The 21,747-nt window shown below is 60.1% G+C and carries 24 protein-coding genes and 1 tRNA gene; 17 read left to right on the top strand and 8 right to left on the bottom strand.

The window, feature by feature from the left end:
* Position 1: 1 nt before the first annotated feature.
* The 9 genes from AB3G88_RS03800 to AB3G88_RS03760 are packed head-to-tail and all read left to right on the top strand — an operon-like array spanning position 2 to position 7,712.
* Complete coding sequence (locus AB3G88_RS03800; protein ID WP_191947972.1) at positions 2-931, top strand: MerR family transcriptional regulator; 930 nt, start codon at positions 2-4, stop codon at positions 929-931.
* Complete coding sequence (gene phrB / locus AB3G88_RS03795) at positions 932-2,374, top strand: deoxyribodipyrimidine photo-lyase (protein ID WP_112193366.1); 1,443 nt, start codon at positions 932-934, stop codon at positions 2,372-2,374.
* The gene (locus AB3G88_RS03790) at positions 2,367-2,789 is read left to right on the top strand and encodes a nuclear transport factor 2 family protein (protein WP_099583964.1); all 423 of its coding nucleotides are present in this window, start codon (positions 2,367-2,369) and stop codon (positions 2,787-2,789) included. Before phrB ends, AB3G88_RS03790 begins: the two co-directional genes overlap by 8 nt.
* Positions 2,786-3,568 carry an SDR family NAD(P)-dependent oxidoreductase gene (locus tag AB3G88_RS03785; RefSeq protein WP_099583963.1) on the top strand — a complete coding sequence of 261 codons (783 nt, stop codon included), beginning with the start codon at positions 2,786-2,788 and terminating at the stop codon, positions 3,566-3,568. Before AB3G88_RS03790 ends, AB3G88_RS03785 begins: the two co-directional genes overlap by 4 nt.
* Positions 3,565-4,812, top strand: a complete 1,248-nt coding sequence (locus tag AB3G88_RS03780; protein ID WP_099583962.1) for an NAD(P)/FAD-dependent oxidoreductase — start codon at positions 3,565-3,567, stop codon at positions 4,810-4,812. Before AB3G88_RS03785 ends, AB3G88_RS03780 begins: the two co-directional genes overlap by 4 nt.
* Positions 4,809-5,618 (top strand): DUF1365 domain-containing protein, encoded by an 810-nt coding sequence (locus tag AB3G88_RS03775; protein ID WP_099583961.1) that lies wholly within the window; start codon positions 4,809-4,811, stop codon positions 5,616-5,618. The genes AB3G88_RS03780 and AB3G88_RS03775 overlap by 4 nt, the downstream gene beginning before the upstream one ends.
* Positions 5,605-6,876 (top strand): SAM-dependent methyltransferase, encoded by a 1,272-nt coding sequence (locus tag AB3G88_RS03770; protein ID WP_112193362.1) that lies wholly within the window; start codon positions 5,605-5,607, stop codon positions 6,874-6,876. The genes AB3G88_RS03775 and AB3G88_RS03770 overlap by 14 nt, the downstream gene beginning before the upstream one ends.
* Positions 6,869-7,354, top strand: a complete 486-nt coding sequence (locus AB3G88_RS03765; RefSeq protein ID WP_158877928.1) for a DUF2878 domain-containing protein — start codon at positions 6,869-6,871, stop codon at positions 7,352-7,354. The genes AB3G88_RS03770 and AB3G88_RS03765 overlap by 8 nt, the downstream gene beginning before the upstream one ends.
* 52 nt (positions 7,355-7,406) lie before the next feature.
* A complete protein-coding gene (locus AB3G88_RS03760) occupies positions 7,407-7,712 on the top strand; it encodes a YkgJ family cysteine cluster protein (RefSeq protein WP_099583958.1) in 306 nt (101 codons plus the stop codon).
* A gap of 137 nt (positions 7,713-7,849) precedes the next feature.
* Here AB3G88_RS03760 and AB3G88_RS03755 read toward each other — a convergent pair whose 3' ends face one another.
* The 8 genes from AB3G88_RS03755 to hemA form a co-directional block, all read right to left on the bottom strand.
* A complete protein-coding gene (locus AB3G88_RS03755) occupies positions 7,850-8,686 on the bottom strand; it encodes an IS3 family transposase (protein WP_400530991.1) in 837 nt (278 codons plus the stop codon).
* Positions 8,683-8,985: a transposase gene (locus tag AB3G88_RS03750; RefSeq protein WP_014717988.1), complete on the bottom strand. Its 303-nt coding sequence runs from the start codon at positions 8,983-8,985 to the stop codon at positions 8,683-8,685. Before AB3G88_RS03750 ends, AB3G88_RS03755 begins: the two co-directional genes overlap by 4 nt.
* A gap of 99 nt (positions 8,986-9,084) precedes the next feature.
* Positions 9,085-9,603 (bottom strand): acyloxyacyl hydrolase, encoded by a 519-nt coding sequence (locus tag AB3G88_RS03745; protein ID WP_480453294.1) that lies wholly within the window; start codon positions 9,601-9,603, stop codon positions 9,085-9,087.
* 102 nt (positions 9,604-9,705) lie between these two features.
* Positions 9,706-10,500 (bottom strand): glutamate racemase, encoded by a 795-nt coding sequence (gene murI / locus AB3G88_RS03740; protein WP_480453292.1) that lies wholly within the window; start codon positions 10,498-10,500, stop codon positions 9,706-9,708.
* Positions 10,493-11,248, bottom strand: coding sequence for a molybdopterin-synthase adenylyltransferase MoeB (locus AB3G88_RS03735; protein WP_480453290.1), 756 nt, complete (start codon positions 11,246-11,248; stop codon positions 10,493-10,495). Before AB3G88_RS03735 ends, murI begins: the two co-directional genes overlap by 8 nt.
* Positions 11,242-12,072, bottom strand: coding sequence for a peptide chain release factor N(5)-glutamine methyltransferase (gene prmC, locus AB3G88_RS03730; RefSeq protein WP_480453288.1), 831 nt, complete (start codon positions 12,070-12,072; stop codon positions 11,242-11,244). Before prmC ends, AB3G88_RS03735 begins: the two co-directional genes overlap by 7 nt.
* Positions 12,073-13,155, bottom strand: coding sequence for a peptide chain release factor 1 (gene prfA / locus AB3G88_RS03725; RefSeq protein WP_099583953.1), 1,083 nt, complete (start codon positions 13,153-13,155; stop codon positions 12,073-12,075). It lies immediately after the preceding gene.
* Positions 13,152-14,441 carry a glutamyl-tRNA reductase gene (hemA, locus tag AB3G88_RS03720; RefSeq protein WP_099583952.1) on the bottom strand — a complete coding sequence of 430 codons (1,290 nt, stop codon included), beginning with the start codon at positions 14,439-14,441 and terminating at the stop codon, positions 13,152-13,154. The genes prfA and hemA overlap by 4 nt, the downstream gene beginning before the upstream one ends.
* 182 nt (positions 14,442-14,623) lie before the next feature.
* Between hemA and AB3G88_RS03715 the strand changes: the two genes are divergently transcribed.
* The 8 genes from AB3G88_RS03715 to ychF all read left to right on the top strand — a co-directional run bounded on the left by AB3G88_RS03715 (position 14,624) and on the right by ychF (position 21,537).
* Positions 14,624-16,348, top strand: coding sequence for a tetratricopeptide repeat protein (locus AB3G88_RS03715; RefSeq protein ID WP_480453286.1), 1,725 nt, complete (start codon positions 14,624-14,626; stop codon positions 16,346-16,348).
* Positions 16,349-16,352: 4 nt separating this feature from the next.
* Complete coding sequence (gene lolB, locus AB3G88_RS03710) at positions 16,353-16,970, top strand: lipoprotein insertase outer membrane protein LolB (protein WP_400529170.1); 618 nt, start codon at positions 16,353-16,355, stop codon at positions 16,968-16,970.
* Between the two features lies 1 nt (position 16,971).
* Complete coding sequence (gene ispE, locus AB3G88_RS03705; RefSeq protein ID WP_099583949.1) at positions 16,972-17,823, top strand: 4-(cytidine 5'-diphospho)-2-C-methyl-D-erythritol kinase; 852 nt, start codon at positions 16,972-16,974, stop codon at positions 17,821-17,823.
* A gap of 37 nt (positions 17,824-17,860) precedes the next feature.
* Positions 17,861-17,935 (top strand) — tRNA-Gln (locus AB3G88_RS03700).
* A 46-nt stretch (positions 17,936-17,981) separates the two neighbouring features.
* Positions 17,982-18,923, top strand: coding sequence for a ribose-phosphate pyrophosphokinase (locus tag AB3G88_RS03695; protein WP_003171603.1), 942 nt, complete (start codon positions 17,982-17,984; stop codon positions 18,921-18,923).
* 138 nt (positions 18,924-19,061) lie between these two features.
* Positions 19,062-19,661, top strand: coding sequence for a 50S ribosomal protein L25/general stress protein Ctc (locus tag AB3G88_RS03690; protein ID WP_099583948.1), 600 nt, complete (start codon positions 19,062-19,064; stop codon positions 19,659-19,661).
* Between the two features lie 168 nt (positions 19,662-19,829).
* Positions 19,830-20,414, top strand: coding sequence for an aminoacyl-tRNA hydrolase (pth, locus tag AB3G88_RS03685; RefSeq protein ID WP_003171596.1), 585 nt, complete (start codon positions 19,830-19,832; stop codon positions 20,412-20,414).
* Positions 20,415-20,436: 22 nt separating this feature from the next.
* A complete protein-coding gene (gene ychF / locus AB3G88_RS03680) occupies positions 20,437-21,537 on the top strand; it encodes a redox-regulated ATPase YchF (RefSeq protein ID WP_099583947.1) in 1,101 nt (366 codons plus the stop codon).
* The last annotated feature ends 210 nt before the right edge of the window (positions 21,538-21,747 follow it).

The following is a 21,747-nucleotide window of genomic DNA, read 5'->3' as shown; positions in this document are numbered from 1 at the left end:
CATGAAAGTTGCCCTGCAAGACGAACCCGGTGAAGACATCGCCCAAGCCCTGCAAGACGGCTGGCTGCCGATCCGCGAAGTGGCGCGCCAGACCGGTGTCAACGCCGTGACCCTGCGCGCCTGGGAACGCCGCTATGGCCTGATCGTGCCCCAGCGCACGCCCAAGGGCCATCGGCTGTTCAGCGCCGACCATGTGCAACGTATCCACGCCATTCTCACCTGGCTCAATCGCGGCGTGCCGGTCAGCCAGGTGAAACACCTGATTGACACTGCTCAGACCAGCCCCGACACGGCAGAGAATGAATGGCACACCCTGCGCCAGACCCTGGTGCAGGCCATCAGCGAACTGACCGAGCGCCGGGTCGACGACGCCTTCAACCAGGCCATGGCGCTGTACCCGCCGCGCACCCTGTGCGAACAACTGCTGCTGCCACTGATCATGGAGCTGGAGCAGCGTTGGCAGGGCCAGTTCGGCGCGCAGATGGAACGGGTGTTTTTCCTGTCCTGGCTGCGCAGCAAGTTCGGTGCGCGTATCTACCACAACAATCGCCAACTGCACGGTGCGCCGCTGTTGCTGGTCAACCAGTCCGACCTGCCACTGGAGCCGCACCTGTGGCTCAGCGCCTGGCTGGCCAGCAGCGCCGATTGCCCGGTGGAAGTGTTCGACTGGCCGCTGCCCGCCGGCGAACTGGCCCTGGCGGTGGAGCATCTGCAACCGCGCGCGGTGCTGCTTTATTCGAGCAAGGCCCTGCACTTGCCAGCGCTGACCAAACTGCTGATGGGCGTCAGTTGCCCGACGCTGCTCGTCGGACCAACGGTGTGCATCCACCAGGCTGAGTTAGCCGTATTAACCCGTGACACTCCTGAATTGTTCTTGGCCGAAGAGGTGCTGTCGGCTCACCAGTTATTGATCCAGCGTGGACTTATCTAAATGCATTTGATCTGGCTGCGCACCGACCTGCGCCTACACGACAACACCGCCCTGGCCGCCGCAAGCCAGCGTGGCCCGGTCGCTGCCGTGTACCTGATCACGCCTGAGCAATGGCTGGCCCACGATGATGCGCCGTGCAAGGTCGACTTCTGGCTACGCAACCTGCAGCACCTGAGCCAGGCCTTGGGCGAGCTGAACATCCCGCTGTTGATCCGCACGGCGGCCACTTGGGATCAGGCGCCCGCTGTGCTCGGCGAACTGTGCCGGGCGCTGTCGGTGCAATCGCTGCACGTCAACGAGGAGTACGGCATTCACGAAAGCCGCCGTGACGCCGCCGTCGCCCAGGCGCTGGAGGCCGAAGGCGTGACGTTCCACAGCTACCTTGACCAATTGTTCTTCCAACCGGGCAGTGTGCTGACCAAGACCGGCACCTACTTCCAGGTCTTCAGTCAGTTCCGCAAAGTCTGCTACACACGGCTGCACAGCGCCCTGCCACGCTTGGTGCCCACGCCAAAGGCCCAGGCCAGACTCGACTTCAACAGCGATCCGGTCCCGACCACCGTTGCCGGTTTCGAGCCGCCCAGCAACACCCTGCGCGCGCTCTGGCCTGCCGGTGAAGACGAGGCCCGGCGCCGCCTTGACACCTTCGCCGACCAGCAGATCAGCTACTACAAAGACGAGCGCGATTTCCCCGCCAAGCCCGGCACCAGCCAGTTATCGGCCTACCTCGCGGCCGGCGTGGTCTCGCCGCGCCAGTGCCTGCATGCCGCGTTGCAGACCAACCAGGGCGAATTCGAAAGTGGCGACATCGGCGCCATCACCTGGATCAACGAATTGCTCTGGCGTGAGTTCTACAAACACATCCTGGTGGGCTACCCACGGGTGTCGCGCCACCGTGCGTTCCGCCCCGAAACCGAAGCCGTGGCTTGGCGTGATGCGCCCAAGGATCTGGCGGCCTGGCAGGAAGCTCGCACGGGCCTGCCGATCATTGACGCCGCCATGCGCCAACTGCTGGAAACCGGCTGGATGCACAACCGGCTGCGCATGGTGGTGGCGATGTTCCTGACCAAGAACCTGCTGATCGACTGGCGTGAAGGCGAGCGCTTCTTTATGCGCCACCTGATCGACGGCGACCTGGCGGCCAACAACGGCGGCTGGCAGTGGAGTTCGTCCACCGGCACCGACTCGGCGCCGTACTTCAGGATCTTCAGCCCCCTGAGCCAGTCGGAAAAGTTCGACAGCGAAGGGGTATTCATCAAGCACTGGCTGCCGGAACTGGCCGCCCTGAATAAAAAGGAAGTGCACAACCCCGAAGCCGTCGGTGGCCTGTTTGGCGTGGCGGATTATCCGCGCTCGATTGTCGACCTGAAAAAGTCCCGCGAGCGAGCACTGGCCGCCTTTCGCAGCCTGCCTTCGCGGCAGTCGGTGGCCGAACATGAGTGACTTCCTGCAACGCTTCGCCCAGACCTTCGCCACGCTGGACAAGCACAACCTGCACCTGCTCGACAGCCTATACAGCAAGGACATTGCCTTTACCGACCCGCTGCACGAGGTCCATGGCCTGACCGCGCTGCACAGCTATTTCGCCGAGCTGTACAGCAATGTCAGCCAACTGCGCTTCGACTTCCACGGTTTCGACCAAGTGGCCGAAGGCGAAGGCTACCTGCGCTGGAAAATGAGTTTTTGCCACCCGCGCCTGGCCAACGGCCAAGTCATCCGGGTGGAGGGGTGCTCGCACCTGATGTGGCGGGACAAGGTGTACCGCCACCGCGATTACTTCGATGCGGGCGCCATGCTCTACGAACACCTTCCCGTCCTGGGCAAAGTCGTCAGTTGGTTGAAAAGGAGAGTGGGATGAACGCAGTGTCGCCACGTCGTTATTGGCTGACCGGTGCCAGCAGTGGGATTGGTGCCGCCTTGGCTGTGGAGTTGCTTGACAGCGGCGCCCATGTGGCCTTGAGTTCCCGCACCCAGGCGCCGCTGGACGCACTGGCCCAACGTTACCCCGGCCAAGTGCTGGTGGTGGCCGGTGACCTGACCAACAGCCAGACGGTACGCGAGATCGGGGAGCATATCGGTGCTGCCTGGGGTTCGCTCGACACCGTGATCCTCAACGCCGGCACCTGTGAGTATGTCGACGCCAAGCAGTTTGATTCATCGATCATCGAGCACGTGGTGCGCACCAACTTGCTGGCCAGCAGTTATTGCATCGAAGCGGCCCTGCCGTTGTTGCGTGCCGGGCGCACCCCGCATCTGGTGGGTGTTGCCAGCGCCGTGACCTACCTGCCGATGCCCCGCGCCGAAGCCTATGGCGCGTCCAAGGCCGGGCTGCGTTACCTGTTCGAATCCCTGCGCATCAGCCTGTCGACGGAAAACATCGACGTCACCGTGATCAGCCCTGGCTTTGTCGACACGCCACTGACCGAGCGCAATGACTTCCCGATGCCCCTGAGCTGGCCTGCCGACAAGGCGGCTCGGCACATTTTCGCCAAGCTGGACAAACGCCCACTGGAAATCGCCTTCCCGGCGTTGTTCATTGCGACCCTGTGGCCGCTGTCGAAACTGCCTAACCGCGCGCAATTGATCATCGGCAAACGCATGCTGCGCAGCCCGCCACCGAAAAAGGACGACCAGTGAAGATCGCCATTATCGGCAGCGGCATTGCTGGCCTGACCAGCGCCTACCTGCTCAGCCGCCGTCACGAGGTCACCGTGTTTGAAGCGGGCAATCGTATCGGCGGGCATACCCATACAGTCGATGTCAGCGTCGACGGCAAAAGCTACGCGGTGGACACCGGCTTTATCGTGTTCAACGACTGGACCTACCCCAACTTCATCCGCTTGCTGGGGCAGATTGGCGTGACGTTCAAACCCACCGAGATGAGCTTCTCGGTGTGCGACGAAAGCACCCGGTTCGAATACAACGGCAATAACCTCAACAGCCTGTTCGCCCAGCGCCGCAATATCCTGTCGCCGGGCTTCTGGGGCATGTTGCGCGACATCCTGCGCTTCAACCGCCAGGCGCCGCTGGATCTGCAGGAGCAACGCATCAGCGCCGAGATGACCTTGGGCGATTACCTCGCAGCCGGCGGTTACGGCGAACGCTTTGTGCGGCATTACATCGTGCCGATGGGCGCGGCGATCTGGTCGATGTCCCTGGCAGACATGCTGGGCTTTCCGTTGCAGTTCTTTGTGCGCTTCTTCAAGAACCACGGCTTGCTGTCGGTGAACAACCGGCCGCAGTGGTGTGTGATCGAAGGCGGGTCCAGCCGCTACATCGAACCGTTGACGCGCCGCTTTCGCGAGCAGATTCGCCTGAATTGCCCTGTGCATAATGTCGAGCGCACCGAGGACGGCGTAGTTATCCACAGCCCTGCCGGCAGCGAGGCGTTTGATCGGGTGGTGTTCGCCTGCCACAGCGACCAGGCACTGGCATTGCTCGCCGACCCCAGCCAGGCCGAACAGGAGATTCTCGGTGCCCTGCCCTACGCCGACAACGACGTGGTCCTGCACACCGACACCCGCCTGCTGCCCGACCGCAAACTCGCCTGGGCCAGCTGGAATTATCGGCTGAGCGGCAACACCCAGACCCAGGCGGCCGTCACTTATGACATGAACATCCTGCAGGGCATCGACAGCGCCACCACCTTTTGCGTCAGCCTCAACCAGACGCCAATGATCAACCCGCTGAAGATCCTCGCGCGCTACACCTACGCCCATCCGCAATACAGCCTGGCGGCGGTGGCCGCGCAAAACCGCTGGGAAGAACTGGCCGGGGCGCGCAACACCTTTTACTGCGGCGCCTACTGGGCCAATGGGTTCCACGAAGACGGCGTGGTCAGCGCCCTGCGCGTGGCCCAGGCCTTTGGGGAAACCCTGTGAACAGCGCCCTGTACAGCGGCTGGATTGCCCATCGACGGTTTGCGCCCAAGGCCCATGCCTTTCGCTACCGCATCGGCCTGCTGTACCTGGACTTGAGCGAACAAGACGAAGTCCTCGGGCTGTCGCCGTTGGCGGGGCGCAGTCGCCTGGCGCCCTTCGGTTTTCGTCAGCAGGATTACCTGCGTGAATTCACGCGCCACGGCATGAGCTTGAGCGATGCCGTGCGCCAGGAAGTCGGCAAGGCGCTGGGGCGTACGCCTCAGGGCGTGATCTGCCTACTGACCCAGGCCCGCAGTTGGGGCCTGGCTTTTAATCCGGTGAGTTTCTTCTATTGCTTCGAGGCCGACGGACAACTGGCCGCGATTCTGTGTGAAGTGACCAACACCCCGTGGCGCGAGCGCTACCACTACGTGCTGCCGGCCCAAGCCCTGGGCGCTGATGAGCACCAGCATTTCGCCGTGGCCAAGGCCTTCCATGTGTCGCCGTTCTTGCCCCGCGACCTGGAATACCGCATGAGCTTCAGCCCGCCCGCCGCCAGGCTCGGCGTGCACATGGCCGACTGGCAGGGCGAGCTGAAAGTGTTCGACGCCACCTTGAGCCTGCAAAAAGAAGTGTTGGATCGCGCCAGCCTGCATCGCTACTTGTGGCGCTTTCCGTGGATGACCGCCAAGACGTGCCTGGCCATTTACTGGCAGGCGCTGCGCCTTTTTCTTAAGCGCACACCGATTTTTTCCCACCGGGCCGCCGATGGCGCCTCTCGTACAGCCGTCGGGTATACCAAGGATCGCCGCCATGAAATCCCCTAGCTTATCGGTCAAGGCCAACCGCCTGAACGTCAACGGTGTGACCAGTGCGCTGTTGCGCAAGGGCGTGCTGCGTCAACTCAGCCAATTGCGCCACGGCCAACTGGTGGTGATCGAGGACGGCGAACGGCAAGTGTTCGGCGCACGGGAAGCGCACTTGCTGGGGGAAATCCAGATCCTCGACCCTGCGGTTTGGGGACTGGTGGCGGCCAACGGCTCCATCGGCGCCGGCGAGGCGTTTATCCACGGGTATTGGAGCAGCCCGGACCTGACCGCCGTGGTGCGTGTGATGGTCAGCAACCTGGACGTGCTCGACGCCATGGAAGGTGGCCTGGCGCGGCTGGCACGCCCGCTCACCCAAGGCCTGCACTGGCTCAACCGCAACACACGCAAGGGCTCGCAGAAAAACATCGCCGCGCACTACGACCTGGGCAACGACCTGTTCGAAGAATTCCTCGACCCGACCATGATGTATTCGGCGGCGCAATTTCTGAGCCCTGACGACACCCTGGAACAGGCGCAACTGAACAAGCTGGAACGCATCTGCCAGAAGCTCGCGCTCAAGCCCACCGACCACCTGCTGGAAATCGGCACCGGTTGGGGCAGCATGGCGCTGTATGCGGCGCAACACTATGGCTGCAAGGTCACCACCACGACCTTGTCCAAGGAGCAGTTCGCCTACACCGAAAAACGCATCGAAACCCTCGGCTTGCAAGGCCAGGTCACGCTGCTGCTGAGTGACTATCGCGACCTCACCGGCCAGTACGACAAGCTGGTGTCCATCGAGATGATCGAAGCCGTTGGCCATCGCTTCCTGCCGACCTACTTCAAGCAATGCGCGCACTTGCTCAAGAGCGATGGGCTGATGTTGCTGCAGGCCATCACCATCCGCGAGCAACGGTTTGAGCAGGCCAAGAACAGCGTGGACTTTATCCAGCGCTACATTTTTCCGGGCGGCGCCCTGCCCAGTGTGCAGAACATGCTGCAAATCGTCAGCCGCGACACCGATATGAACCTGCTGCACATGGAAGACTTTGGCCTGCACTACGCGCGAACCCTGCGCCTGTGGCATGAGAACTTTCGTCGCGCTCACGGCCGCCTGACAGAAATGGGCTACGACGAATACTTCCTGCGGTTGTGGGAGTTTTACCTGTGTTACTGCGAAGGTGGCTTTATGGAGCGCACCATCGGCACCGCGCAATTGCTGCTGGCCAAACCGGCAGCGATCAACCCGCCGTTGCTCGGGCGCTTCAATGCTTAAAAACCTGGCCAATGCCGCGCTGTTCCAGTGCGGCTGGTTTGCCTGTGTGCTGGGCGGCGACAGCGTGTGGTTACTCGTGGGGCTCGCTGCGCTGGCTATTCATCTGCTGTGGATAAGTTCATGGGCCGAAGACGGCAGACTGATTCTCGGCGTGACGGTGCTGGGCACATTGCTGGATACGGCGTTACGCACGGTGGGCGTGTTTCATTTCACCGAGCCGGGCCCGCTCATCCCGTTCTGGTTGATGCTGCTGTGGGCGCTACTGGCAACCACACTGCGTCATTGTCTGGCCTGGAGCACCCGGCCTCGCTGGCGCGCAGCATTATTGGGCGCCGTGGGCGGCCCCATGTCTTATTACGCAGGCAGCCAACTGGCAGGGGTGAGCTTCGGTTACGCCCTGTGGCCGAGCCTGTTCGGCTTGGCACTGCTGTGGGCTGTGCTCTTCGCACTGCTTGCTCGCGCCGCGACAAAATACTGAAGCCGGTCGGCTTTTTCTTGCAGCTTGCCGCTCAAAGCTTGAAGCTGCCGCCATGACCAACATCCCCCACACTCAAATCGCCGAACCCGCCGTCACCTGCTCGACGTGCGCGGCCTGCTGCTGCCAGCTGGAAGTCATGCTGATCACCGACACCGGCGTGCCGGAGCGCTATATCGACACCGACGATTGGGGCGGCGAAGTGATGCTGCGCCTGGACGACGGCTGGTGCGCGGCGCTGGATCGGGACACGATGATGTGCACGATCTATGAGCGTCGGCCGCTGATTTGCCGGGAATTCGAGATGGGCGCACCGGAGTGCATCGAAGAGCGCCAGGGGATTGCGACGGCCTACCGCTGACCCAAACACCGATGACGATCAAATGCAGGAGGGGGCTTGCCCCCGATTGCAGTGTGTCAGACAAAAATTCGCTGGCTGATACAGCCCAATCGGGGGCAAGCTGAACTGGTCAAGTAATCTTGGACACCGATTACGGTTCACGCCGCCAACCTTTCCTTCATGACCGGCGACCGGTAGTCGTTGTAGCTGTGAGGCCTGCTGATGTTGTAGCGAGAGACATAGCGCTGCACGTCTGCTCGGGCCTCATGTTCCAGTTTGTAGCCCGTTTCAGGCACCCACTCTGATTTCAAACTGCCAAAGAAACGCTCCATCGGGGCGTTATCCCAGCACTCGCCTTTACGGCTCATGCTTTGCCTAAAACCCTGTTTGAGCAGCTCGTTTCGAAACTTATGACTGGTGTACTGACAACCTTGGTCAGAATGAAACAACACATTCTGGGGATGGCTGCGTAGCTCAACCGCCATGCGTAGCGCTTCGCAGGTCAGGTTGGCATCAGAAATCATCGAGAACGACCAGCCCACGATCCTGCGAGCGTACAAATCCAGAACGGCGGCGAAGTACATCCACCGCTTGCCGACCTTGATGTAAGTCACGTCGCCACACCACACCTGATTAACCGCCGTCACATCAAATTTCCGCTTGAGCACGTGTGGCGCCACTAAGGCCTCCACGCCCGGCGATTTGTACTTATGGCGCCTGCGCTGACGACTAGCGATGCCAGCTTCGCGCATCAAACTGCGAGCCATATAACGTCCGATACGATGCCCTTTGGCTTGTAGCTCCTTGGACAATGTACGTGCGCCGGCCGACTCTCTGGACGCCTTGTGGTGCCTGACCAGCGCGGCCTTGAGCTTGTCCCGTTCAGGATTTGCTCTGCCTTGGCGCTGGCGCCAAGCGTAGAAACTACTGCGGTTGACCCCGAACGCCCGGCAACACCTTTTAACGCCGTACTGCTCGTCCAGCTCATCGATCAACGTGAATGATCTTTGGCGTCCAAAAGCAGGAGAGCACTGGCCTTTTTTAGGATTTCGATATCCAGGTCTTTCTCTCTGAGCAGAGCTTTGAGCCTCTGGATTTCTCGTTGATCAGCGGTAATCGCCTTGGCCCCTACGGGAGTCGAGCCCAAGCGTTCTTTTTGCACTTGATCGACCCAGCGACGCAGCGCTGTGGGGCCGATATCCAGGCTGGCACAGACTTCGGTAACTGGCTGACCTTCATCCAACACCATGCTGGCGGCCTTGAGCTTGAACTCACTCGAATAAGATTTACGCATATCCAAACACCTCAAATTTGGGCGCTATCATAGCGCCCGATTGAAGTGTCCAAAATCATTAGGCCAGTTCAAGCCCCCTCCCACAAGGGATTTGCGCAATTACAACTGCAGGGTGTAGTGCAGCGCGTAGCTCTCTACCCCATCATTGTTGCTGCTGATGCCTGCATTGGAATAGTGCGTGGCACGAATGCCCACTTCATGCCCACCGGTAAACCGCAGGCCGAACCCCAGACGGTCTTCGAACTGGAAAGCCTGGCCGATGTTATTGTCTTCCAACTTCGTGCGGGAGAACACCGCCACACCGATCCCCGCCTCGATGTATGGCTTGACCGATTCCCCGGCAAACTCATACACAAACACCGGCGAGAACGACAGGCTGCTGGCACTGGCGCGCTTGTCGCCATCCCAGTAGGTATAAGCGCCGCTCCAGTAACCGGTCAGGCGACCCACATCGCTCTGCCACCAGCGTTTATCCCAGTCCGACGTGAGCCCCAATCGGTAGGTCATGGTCGAGTCGCTGGTGCTGCCTACGCCAAATTCCAGGCCAGCAGCCTGGGCCGAAACCGAGTGTCCCACCACTACGGCCGCAATTGCGGCCAAACAGAACAAGCGCTTCATAAGAAACAGTCCTTTGAGAACGAAGTTGTATGATTTTTTACAGGCCATCTCGCTATAGAAGCTGACTCAGAGCCAGAAGTTCAGCGACATTTCACGAAATTTTCACGAACCAAAGCTTCGCACAACTGCGGAATGTTTCCAAAGTGTGGGTAGGATATTTCTTAGATGACACACATCACCGCTGGTCCAGAACTGGGCAGGTTCAGGATCGCCATGGGCCAGCAGGTTGCGTTCGCCCAACAAACGCTTGAGCTGGCGGGCCACGGCGGCGCCGGTGTCGATGAGGACGATGCTGGGGGGCAGCATCTGTGCCAGGAGGGGCTTCAGGAAGGGATAGTGGGTGCAACCGAGGATAATGGTGTCGCAACCGGCGTTGAGCAGCGGCTCGATGTAGCCCTGCAACAACTGGCGCAGGGCCGGGCTGTTCAGGTCGCCAGTTTCAATCAGTTCCACCAGGCCGGGGCACGGCTGGGTGATCACCCGCACATCGGTGGCGAAACGGTCGAGCAACGCGGCGAACTTGGCACTTTGCAGGGTGCCGGTGGTGGCCAGCACGCCGACCACGCCACTGCGGGTGGCGGCAGCCGCTGGCTTGACGGCGGGCTCCATGCCCACCAACGGCCAGTCGGGGTAGTCCTCGCGTAAATCGGCAACGGCGGCGACGGTGGCGGTGTTGCAGGCAATCACAAAAGCCTTGGCACCCTGATCGCGGAAAAACTCAGCGACCCGTCGCGAACGCTCACGAATAAATTCGGGGGTTTTCTCGCCATAGGGGATATGCCCGCAATCGGCCACATACAACAGCGATTCGTGGGGCAATAGCTGTTGGATTTCATCCAGCACCGACAAACCGCCGACGCCGGAATCGAACACACCGATTGGCGCGTCCTTAACCATGTTGCGTCCCGCAGACACTGCAACCGGGATCACGCTTGACGCGCAATTCTCGAAAACGTGTGGTCAAGGCGTCGATCAGCAGCAAGCGGCCCACCAGCGGTTCACCGAAACAGGCCAGCAACTTCAAGGCTTCCAAGGCTTGCAGGCTGCCGACAAGCCCCACCAACGGCCCGACCACGCCCGCTTCGCTGCAGGTGAGTTCGGTGTCGCTGCCGTGCCCGTATAAACAGTGGTAACACGGACTGTCGGCGCGACGCGGGTCGAACACCGACAATTGGCCTTCCAGGCGAATCGCTGCCCCGCTGATCAACGGCTTGGCCGCGATAACGCAGGCGGCGTTGACCGCTTCGCGTGTGGAGAAGTTGTCGCTGCAATCAAGCACCACGTCCGCCGCAGCCACTGCCGCCGCCAGCGAGTCGGCGTCCAGCGCGGTGCGATGGGCGACCAACGTGATTTCAGGGTTGATGGCGGTCAGGCGGCGCAGGGCCGAGTCGACCTTGGTCTGCCCGACACTGTCGGTGTCATGGATGATCTGGCGTTGCAGGTTGGTCAGGTCGACGGTGTCGAAGTCGGCCAAATGCAGTTCGCCCACGCCCGCAGCGGCCAGGTACAGCGCCACTGGCGCGCCCAGGCCACCGAGGCCGACGATCAGCGCACGGCTGTTTTTAAGGCGCAACTGGCCTTCGATGTCGACATGCTGCAACAGAATCTGTCGGCTATAGCGCAACAGCTCCTGATCGGTCAGCACGGGCGATGCCCCAAGGTGATGCGTTCGTGGCCGCCGAGGTCGATGCGACTGTGCACGCCCTCAAAACCCTGGCCCAGCAGCAGATCACGCACGGCCAGGGCCTGGTCGTAACCGTGTTCGAGCAGCAACCAACCACCGGCATTCAGGTAGGCCGGGGCCTCGTTGATGATCAAGCGCAGGTCGTCCAAACCGTCATGGCCCGCCACCAGGGCGCTGGCCGGTTCAAAACGTACATCGCCCGCGACCAGATGCGGGTCATTGTCGGCGATATACGGCGGATTACTGATGATCAGGTCGTAACGGCGACCTTGCAGCGCGCGGAACCAATGACTGCTCAGCACTGTGGCGTTATTGAGGTGCAGACGCTGGCGATTGCGCTCGGCCAGCGCCACGGCTTCCAGCACGCGGTCGACGGCCGTGACGTGCCAGGCCGGGCGCTCGCTGGCCAGGGCCAATGCGATGGCGCCGCTACCCGTGCCAAGGTCGAGGACCTGGGTGGGCGTGGCCGGCAACAATTCCAGGGCGGCCTCTACCAGCAACTCGGTGTCCGGACGCGGGATCAGCGTGTGGGGCGCGACCTCCAAGTCCAGCTTCCAGAAGCCCTGCTGGCCGAGAATATAGGCGACCGGCTCCCCAGCGCGGCGGCGCTGGAGGTAGTCGGCAAAGGTCAGCGCGTCTTCGCTGCTGACGATTTTTTCCGGCCAGGTGTGCAGGTAGCTGCGGGACTTGCCCAGGGCCGCCGCCAGTAACAATTCCACGTCCAGGCGCGCGGTGGGCGAGTCGGGCAGGTCGGCGGCGCGCAGCAGGCTGGCGATGATGGTCATTTATTCACCTATCGCGGCCAATTGGTCGGCCTGGTACTCGGCGAGCAGGGGCTCGATCACCGCATCGACGCCACCGGCGAGAATCTCGTCGAGGGAGTAAAGGGTCAGGTTGACCCGGTGGTCGGTGACCCGGCCCTGGGCAAAGTTGTAGGTACGGATGCGCTCGGAACGGTCGCCCGAACCCACCAGCAACTTGCGCTCGCTGGCAATCGCGTTGGCGGCGGCGCTGGTCTGCTGGTCATTGAGCTTGGCCGACAGCCAGGACATGGCCCGGGCCCGGTTCTTGTGCTGGGAACGTTCTTCCTGGCATTCGACCACGATGCCCGACGGCAAGTGGGTGATACGGATTGCCGAGTCGGTCTTGTTGACGTGCTGACCACCGGCACCCGACGAGCGGTAAGTGTCGACCCTCAGGTCCGCCGGGTTGATCTCGATGGCCTCCTGCTCATCCGGCTCAGGCAATACAGCCACGGTGCACGCCGAGGTGTGGATACGGCCTTGGGATTCGGTCGCCGGGACACGCTGTACACGGTGCGCGCCGGATTCGAACTTCAGCTTGCCGTAGACATTTTCGCCTTCGACCCGCGCGATGACTTCTTTATAGCCGCCGTGCTCGCCCTCGTTTTCGGACAGGATCTCCACACGCCAGCCACGTCGCTCGGCATAGCGCGAATACATGCGAAACAGATCGCCGGAGAAAATCGCCGCCTCGTCGCCACCGGTGCCGGCGCGGATTTCGAGGAACACGTTGCGCCCGTCGTTGGGGTCCTTGGGCAGTAGCATGCGTTGCAGGTCGCCTTCCAGCGCGATCAACTTGTCCTTGGCCTCGCGGACTTCTTCCACGGCCATTTCGCGCATATCAGGGTCGCTGTCCTTGAGCAGCGCCTGGGCACCTTCAAGGTCGGCCTGGGTTTTCAGCCATTGCCCGTAGGTGGTTACGATCGGTTCAACTTCGGCGTATTCCTTGGAATAGGTGCGGAACTTGGTCTGATCGGAGATGACTTCGCCATCGCCGAGCAAGGCGGTCAGTTCTTCGAAACGGTCCTGGAGCACGTCCAGTTTATTGAGCAGTGACGCTTTCATTGCGGTTTTTTATCCGAAGAGCTTTCTGACGCGCCCTCACCGAGGGCAAAGAGTTCCTGAGCCATGGCCAGCGCATCGAGGCGGCCTTCGGCGGTAAGCTTTTTCAACTGTACGCTGGGTGCGTGGAGCAACTTGTTGGTCAAGCCACGGGCCAGTTGCATCAGCACTTCTTCGGCGCTGCTGCCGTTGGCCAGCAAACGCTGGGCCTTGATCAGCTCCTCGTCGCGCAGGCGTTCGCCCTGCTGACGATACGCCTTGAGCACGTCCACTGCCGCCAGTTCGCGCAGGCGCACCATAAAATCTTCGGCGCCGGTGCTGACCATTTCCTCGGCGGCCTGGGCTGCGCCCTGGCGGCTCTTGAGGTTTTCGGCGACGACTTCGTGCAGATCGTCGACGCTATAGAGGTAAACGTCGTCCAACTCGCCGACTTCGGGTTCGATATCCCGGGGAACGGCGATGTCTACCATGAAAATCGGTTTGTGCTTGCGCAGCTTCAGCGCGCTTTCCACCGCGCCCTTGCCGAGGATCGGCAATTGGCTGGCGGTGGAGCTGATGACGATGTCACTGCGCACCAGTTCGGCGGGGATATCCGCCAGCAGAACGGCGTGGGCACCGAATTGTTCGGCGAGGATGCTGGCGCGCTCCAGGGTGCGGTTGGCGACCACGATGCGCTTCACACCCAGGTCATGCAGGTGACGGGCGACCAGGGTGATGGTCTCGCCGGCGCCAATCAGCAAGGCCTGGCTGCGTTGCAGGTCGCTGAAAATCTGTTTGGCCAGGCTGACGGCGGCAAATGCCACCGAGACCGGGTTTTCGCCGATGGCGGTGTCGGTGCGCACCTGCTTGGCGGAATTGAACGTGGCCTGGAACAGCCGGCCCAGCAGCGGGCCGACGGTGCCGGCCTCACGCGCCACAGCGTAGGCGGACTTCATCTGCCCCAGAATCTGCGGCTCGCCCAACACCAGCGAATCGAGACCGGCAGCCACGCGCATCATGTGACGAACTGCCGCATCCTCTTCGTGCACATAAGCGCAGGCGCGCAGGTCGTCGAGGCTCAAATGGTGGAAATCGGCCAGCCAGCGCAGGACGACATCCGCTGAAAGATGTTCCTGCTCTATATAAAGCTCGCTGCGATTGCAGGTCGAAAGGATCGCAGCTTCGCGACTGTCGGTGAGCCGGCAGAGCTGCTGCAAGGCCTCAACCAACTGCTCTGGCGTAAACGCCACGCGCTCGCGCACGTCTACGGAGGCAGTCTTGTGGTTAATACCGAGTGCGAGGAAGGCCATTCAATATCGCTGATGATGTCGGGAAGCCGACAATTGTCCTACTTCGAAAGATTCAGAACAACCACCGTCGTCTATTGTCCTAATGCCTTGTGTCTATAAAGGCACCAACTGAGACTCGGTTATGTTTGGCCGAAGGCTTGTGTCATGATGATCCGACCGCAGGTTAGTCGTCCTCTTCCTATATGAATAGATCTTCCGCGTTGCTCCTTGCTTTTGTCTTCCTCAGCGGCTGCCAGACCTTGGCCCCCGTTTCGCCGGACGGTACGCCGCCGGTAGAAGACAGCACCCCCGCCCCTGAAAAGCCCAAGGTTTATTCCTCATTCAGTGAAGAAACGGTGTTCAGCCTGCTGAGTGCGGAACTGGCCGGCCAGCGCAATCGCTTCGACATTGCGCTGGACAACTATGTGACCCAGGCCATCAATACACAGGATCCTGGCATCTCCGAACGGGCATTTCGCATCGCCGAGTACCTGGGCGCCGATCAGCCCGCACTGGACACCTCGCTGATCTGGGCGAAAAACGCGCCGGACGATCTGGAAGCGCAACGGGCGGCGGCCATTCAACTGGCGCGGGCCGGGCGCTATGACGACTCCATGGTCTATATGGAGAAAGTCCTGCAAGGCAAGGGCGACACCCATTTCGACTTCCTCGCGCTGTCGGCTGCCGACACTGACCAGGACACGCGCAATGGCCTGATGAAGAGTTTCGACCGCCTGCTGCAAAAGCATCCAAAAAACAGCCAGCTGATTTTCGGCAAGGCCCTGCTGCTGCAACAGGACGACGAGGCCGACGCCGCGCTGAAACTACTGGAGCAGAACCCGCCGGACGAGGGCGAGATCGCGCCGATCCTGCTGCGCGCACGCTTGCTGCAGAATCTCAATCGCGGCAAGGAAGCCATTCCGCTGCTGGAAAAAAGCATCAAGAAGTACCCGGACGACAAACGCCTGCGCCTGACTTACGCACGTATGCTGGTGGAGCAGGACCGTATGGAGGACGCCAAAGTGCAGTTCGCCAACCTGGTCCAGCAATACCCCGATGACGACGAACTGCGTTACTCCCTGGCGCTGGTGTGCCTGGAAGCCAAGGCCTGGGACGAGGCCAAGGGTTACCTTGAAGAACTGATCGGGCGTGAAAGCCATGTGGACTCGGCGCACCTGAACCTGGGCCGTATCGCGGAAGAACGCAACGACCCTCAGGCCGCCCTGCTCGAATACGCCCAGGTTGGCCCCGGTAACGACTACCTGCCGGCCCAGCTGCGCCAGGCCGATATCCTGATGAGCAACGGTCGTACCGACGAGGCCGAAAAACGCCTGGCCGCGGCCCGCGATGCCGAGCCGGACTATGCGATCCAGCTGTACCTGATCCAGGCCGAAACCCTGTCGGCCAACAATCAGGGCGAGCGCGCCTGGAAACTGCTGCAACAAGCCTTGCTGCAATTCCCCGACGACTTGAACCTGCTGTACACGCGCGCCATGCAGGCGGAAAAACGCAATGACCTGGCGCAGATGGAAAAAGACCTGCGCCTGATCATCAAGCGCGACCCTGACAACGCCATGGCCCTCAACGCCCTGGGCTACACCTTGTCCGACCGCACGACCCGCTACGACGAAGCCAAGGTGTTGATCGAACAGGCACACCAGCTCAACCCGGAAGACCCGGCCGTACTCGACAGCCTCGGCTGGGTGAATTACCGCCTGGGCAACCTCGACGAAGCAGAGCGCTTGCTGCGCCAGGCGCTGGAGCGCTTCCCCGATCAGGAAGTCGCGGCGCACCTGGGCGAAGTGCTGTGGGCCAATGGCAAGCAGCGCGAAGCACGTCAAATCTGGGAAAAATTCCTCAAGGAACAACCCGAAAGCCCCATTCTGCGCGGCACCATCAAGCGCCTGACCGGATCCGAGACCCTTTAAGCTTATGTTCTTGCGCCATGTTGTAGTGTTCAGTCTTATCGCCCTGCTCGCCGGTTGCGCGGGCATCGGCAGCCGTGAATCCGTTGAAGGCCAGGGCAACCCGGCGCAATGGCAACAGCACAAGGATCAGCTCAGCAGCATTGATGGTTGGCAGATCGAAGGCAAAGTCGGGGTGCGCGCACCCAAGGACTCAGGCAGCGGCACCGTGTTCTGGCTGCAACGCCAGGACTACTACGACATTCGCTTGTCGGGCCCGCTGGGCCGTGGCGCCGCTCGCCTGACAGGTCGACCGGGGCAAGTCAGCCTTGAAGTGGCCAACCAGGGCCGCTATGAGGCGGCTTCGCCGGAAGCACTGCTGGAAGAACAGATTGGCTGGAAGCTACCCGTGTCGCACCTGGTGTGGTGGGTGCGCGGCTTGCCCGCTCCGGACAGCAAGAGTCGCCTGAGCCTCAATGGTGACAGCCGCCTCGCATCACTGGAACAGGATGGCTGGCAGGTCGAGTACCTCAGTTATGTGGAACAGGGCGGTTATTGGCTGCCCGAGCGCATCAAGCTGCATGGCACTGACCTTGATGTCACGCTGGTGATCAAGGATTGGCAACCGCGCAAGCTGGGGCAATAACGTGACTTCAGAACGCCTGACACTGCCCTCACCCGCCAAGCTCAACCTGATGCTGCATATTCTCGGCCGTCGTGAAGACGGCTATCACGAGTTGCAGACGCTGTTTCAATTTCTCGACTACGGTGATGAGCTCACCTTCGCCGTGCGCGACGATGGCGTGATCCACCTGCACACCGAATTCGAAGGCGTGCCCCACGACAGCAACCTGATCGTGAAGGCGGCAAAAAAACTTCAGGAACAATCCGGCTGTGCATTGGGCATCGATATCTGGATCGATAAAATTTTGCCCATGGGCGGCGGAATCGGTGGCGGCAGTTCAAATGCCGCGACGACGTTGCTGGGGCTCAATCACTTGTGGCAACTGGGCTGGGGCCATGATCGCCTGGCCGCACTGGGCCTGACACTGGGCGCAGACGTCCCGGTTTTCGTGCACGGACACGCCGCATTTGCTGAGGGCGTGGGGGAGAAACTCACGCCGGAATATCCCGAAGAGCCGTGGTATGTCGTGCTTGTCCCGCAAGTATCTGTAAGTACAGCAGAAATTTTTTCAGATCCGTTGTTGACACGTAACTCTTCTCCCATTAAAGTGCGCCCCGTTCCCAAGGGAAACAGTCGAAATGACTGCTTACCGGTTGTAGCAAGGCGTTATCCAGAGGTACGTAACGCTTTGAATTTGTTAGGTAAATTTACCGAAGCAAAATTAACCGGAACTGGAAGTTGTGTGTTTGGGGGCTTCCCAAACAAAGCTGAAGCTGATAAAGTCTCGGCCCTTCTTACAGAGACCCTTACAGGGTTTGTAGCAAAGGGAAGCAACGTTTCGATGTTGCATCGCAAGCTGCAAAGTCTGCTCTAAAAGGAACCGAGTACTGGGTACTCGTTGCAACAGATACAGGGGCGTCGCCAAGCGGTAAGGCAGCAGGTTTTGATCCTGCCATGCGTTGGTTCGAATCCAGCCGCCCCTGCCATTTTCTAATACTCATCCAGGTTACCCTCAGCCTCTAGGTACTGCGCGTGTCCAAGATGATGGTCTTTACGGGGAACGCCAACCCCGATCTGGCTCGACGTGTCGTACGTCAGCTGCATATCCCTCTCGGTGACATCTCTGTCGGTAAATTTTCCGACGGCGAAATTACAGCCGAGATCAATGAAAACGTCCGCGGTAAAGACGTCTTCATTATTCAGCCGACCTGCGCTCCGACCAACGATAACCTGATGGAACTCGTCGTGATGGCTGATGCCTTCCGCCGCTCCTCAGCGACTCGAATCACAGCTGTAATCCCTTACTTTGGTTATGCCCGTCAGGATCGCCGTCCGCGTTCCGCACGTGTGGCTATCAGCGCGAAAGTCGTTGCTGACATGCTGACCGTGGTAGGCATCGACCGTGTTCTCACGGTTGACCTGCACGCTGACCAAATCCAGGGGTTCTTCGATATTCCGGTAGATAACATCTACGGTTCGCCAGTACTGGTGGACGATATCGAAGATCAGCGCTTTGAAAACCTGATGATCGTGTCCCCGGACATTGGTGGCGTCGTGCGTGCACGGGCTGTTGCCAAATCCCTGGGCGTTGATCTCGGGATCATCGACAAACGCCGCGAGAAAGCCAATCACTCGGAAGTGATGCATATCATCGGTGATGTCGAAGGGCGTACCTGTATTCTGGTTGATGACATGGTCGACACCGCCGGCACCCTGTGCCACGCGGCGAAAGCCTTGAAAGAGCACGGTGCAGCAAAAGTCTTCGCCTACTGCACACACCCTGTGCTGTCAGGCCGAGCGATCGAGAACATCGAGAACTCTGTGCTGGACGAACTGGTGGTGACTAACACCATCCCGTTGTCCGCTGCTGCACAAGCCTGTGCGCGTATCCGTCAACTGGATATCGCACCGGTAGTTGCCGAAGCGGTTCGCCGCATCAGCAATGAAGAATCGATCAGCGCGATGTTCCGCTAAGGGTCAAACCTTCGGAACACCTCACTGACGAAAAGCGCCCCGCCCCAGCATTCTGTTGGGGCGGGGCTTTTTTGCCCATATCGCCTTTAGCGCTGGTCGCAAACGCTGGGGCGAATGTGGTTATTTTGGAGATACAACATGAACGATTTTACTCTGAATGCTGAAGTGCGTTCCGACCTGGGGAAAGGTGCGAGCCGCCGCCTGCGTCGTCTCGCAAGCCTGGTTCCAGCTGTAGTTTACGGTGGCGAGAAAGCCCCTGAATCCATCAGCATGCTGGCTAAAGAAGTTGCCAAACTGCTCGAAAACGATGCTGCCTACAGCCACGTTATCGAACTGAACGTTGGCGGCAAAAAGCAGAACGTAATCATCAAAGCCCTGCAACGTCACCCGTCCAAGGGCCACGTTCTGCACGCTGACTTTGTACGCGTTGTAGCCGGTCAGAAACTGACCGCTATCGTGCCTGTGCACTTTGTTGGTGAAGAAGCTCCGGTCAAGAAAGGCGGCGAGATCTCTCACGTCCTGAACGAAATCGAAGTAACTTGCCTGCCGAAAGATCTGCCTGAGTTCATCGAAGTCGACCTGTCGGCTCTGGAAATCGGCGCAATCGTTCACCTGTCCGACCTCAAGGCCCCTAAAGGCGTTGAGTTCGTTGCACTGGCTCACGGTGATGACAAAGCTGTTGCAAACGTACACGCTCCACGCGTTGCTCCAGAAGCTGAAGAAGGCGCTGCAGAGTAATTCACTCTGTATTGCCGGAGCTTGAGGAAACATCGCGGACCGGAACGTAGCGAGAAAGCGGGCGACAACGCGAAGTTTATCTCTGGATAAGTGAGCTCCTGTCGTCCACTTTCGCCGCACTCAGTTCGCGGCGATGTTATCCACAACTCCAAAGGAAGGGCCCCTGTCGTGACTGCCATTAAACTGATCGTTGGCCTGGGAAATCCAGGCGCCGAATACGAACAGACCCGGCATAACGCGGGGGCCCTTTTTGTTGAGCGTATCGCCCATGCCCAAGGTGTAAACCTGGCGGCCGATCGCAAGTATTTTGGCCTGACCGGGCGCTTCTCGCACCAGGGTCAGGATGTTCGTCTGCTGATTCCCACCACCTACATGAACCGCAGCGGCCAAGCTGTCGCGGCGCTTGCGGGCTTCTTCCGGATCAAACCCGAAGAAATCCTGGTGGCCCATGACGAACTGGACCTGCCACCCGGCGTTGCCAAGCTCAAGCTCGGCGGCGGGCATGGCGGGCATAACGGCCTGCGCGACATCATCGCGCAGTTGGGTAATCAGAATAATTTCTACCGCCTGCGGCTCGGCATTGGCCACCCAGGCGTTGCCAGTATGGTTTCAAATTTCGTCCTGGGTCGTGCGCCACGCGCCGAACAGGAAAAACTCGATGCAAGCATCGACTTTGCCCTCGGCGTGCTGCCGGATATCTTCGCCGGGGAATGGAACCGCGCGATGAAAAACCTGCACAGCCAGAAGGCCTGACTTTTTTCCGAGGGGAAACACCATGGGATTCAATTGCGGCATCGTCGGCCTGCCCAACGTCGGCAAATCCACCTTGTTCAACGCTTTGACCAAGTCCGGTATTGCGGCGGAGAACTTCCCCTTCTGCACCATCGAACCCAACAGCGGTATCGTGCCGATGCCGGATCCACGCCTGGATGCCTTGGCGGCCATCGTCAATCCCAAGCGCGTCCTGCCGACCACCATGGAGTTCGTTGACATCGCAGGCCTGGTAGCCGGCGCGTCGAAAGGCGAAGGCCTGGGCAACAAGTTCCTGGCCAACATCCGCGAAACCGATGCCATCGCCCACGTGGTCCGCTGCTTTGAAGACGAGAACGTGATTCACGTCTCCAACAGCGTCGACCCGAAACGCGACATCGAGATCATCGACCTGGAACTGATCTTCGCCGACCTCGACAGCTGCGAGAAACAACTGCAGAAAGTCGCGCGTAACGCCAAGGGCGGCGACAAGGACGCAGTGGTCCAGAAAGGCCTGCTGGAGCAGTTGATCGCACACTTCACCGAAGGCAAGCCGGCACGCAGCCTTATGAAGGGCATGGGCGCCGACGAGAAGGCCGTGATCAAGGGCTTCCACCTGCTGACCACCAAGCCGGTGATGTACATTGCCAACGTCGCTGAAGACGGCTTCGAGAACAACCCCCTGCTCGACGTGGTAAAAGCCATCGCTGACGAAGAAGGCGCGATCGTAGTGCCAGTGTGCAACAAGATCGAAGCGGAAATCGCCGAACTCGATGACGGCGAAGAAAAAGACATGTTCCTTGAGGCCCTGGGCCTGGAAGAACCTGGCCTGAACCGCGTGATTCGTGCGGGCTACGAAATGCTCAACCTGCAGACCTACTTCACCGCCGGTGTCGAAGAAGTCCGCGCCTGGACCGTCAAGGTCGGCGCCACCGCGCCACAGGCTGCAGGCGTGATCCACACCGACTTCGAAAAAGGCTTCATCCGCGCTGAAGTGATCGCCTACAACGACTTTATCCAATTCAAGGGTGAGGCCGGTGCCAAGGAAGCGGGTAAATGGCGCCTGGAAGGCAAAGAATATATTGTTAAAGATGGCGATGTGATGCACTTCCGATTTAATGTATAAACATCACCTGCAATAACTGCCGTAATAAAAAGCCGATGCATTGCATCGGCTTTTTTGTGGGCGAGCGTTTAATTTCAAATGTTATTTACATCCAAACATTAAACACTCTCAGACGTTTCCTATTGATCTTATTCACGCGCCAGCTCAAATACCAACACCCCAATTTAATCATTACAACCCAAAGACAATTTCCTACGTCACTTAACCCGC

The sequence above is a fragment of the Pseudomonas arvensis genome (assembly GCF_056688935.1).
This window is presented reverse-complemented; position numbering and strand designations above follow the sequence as displayed.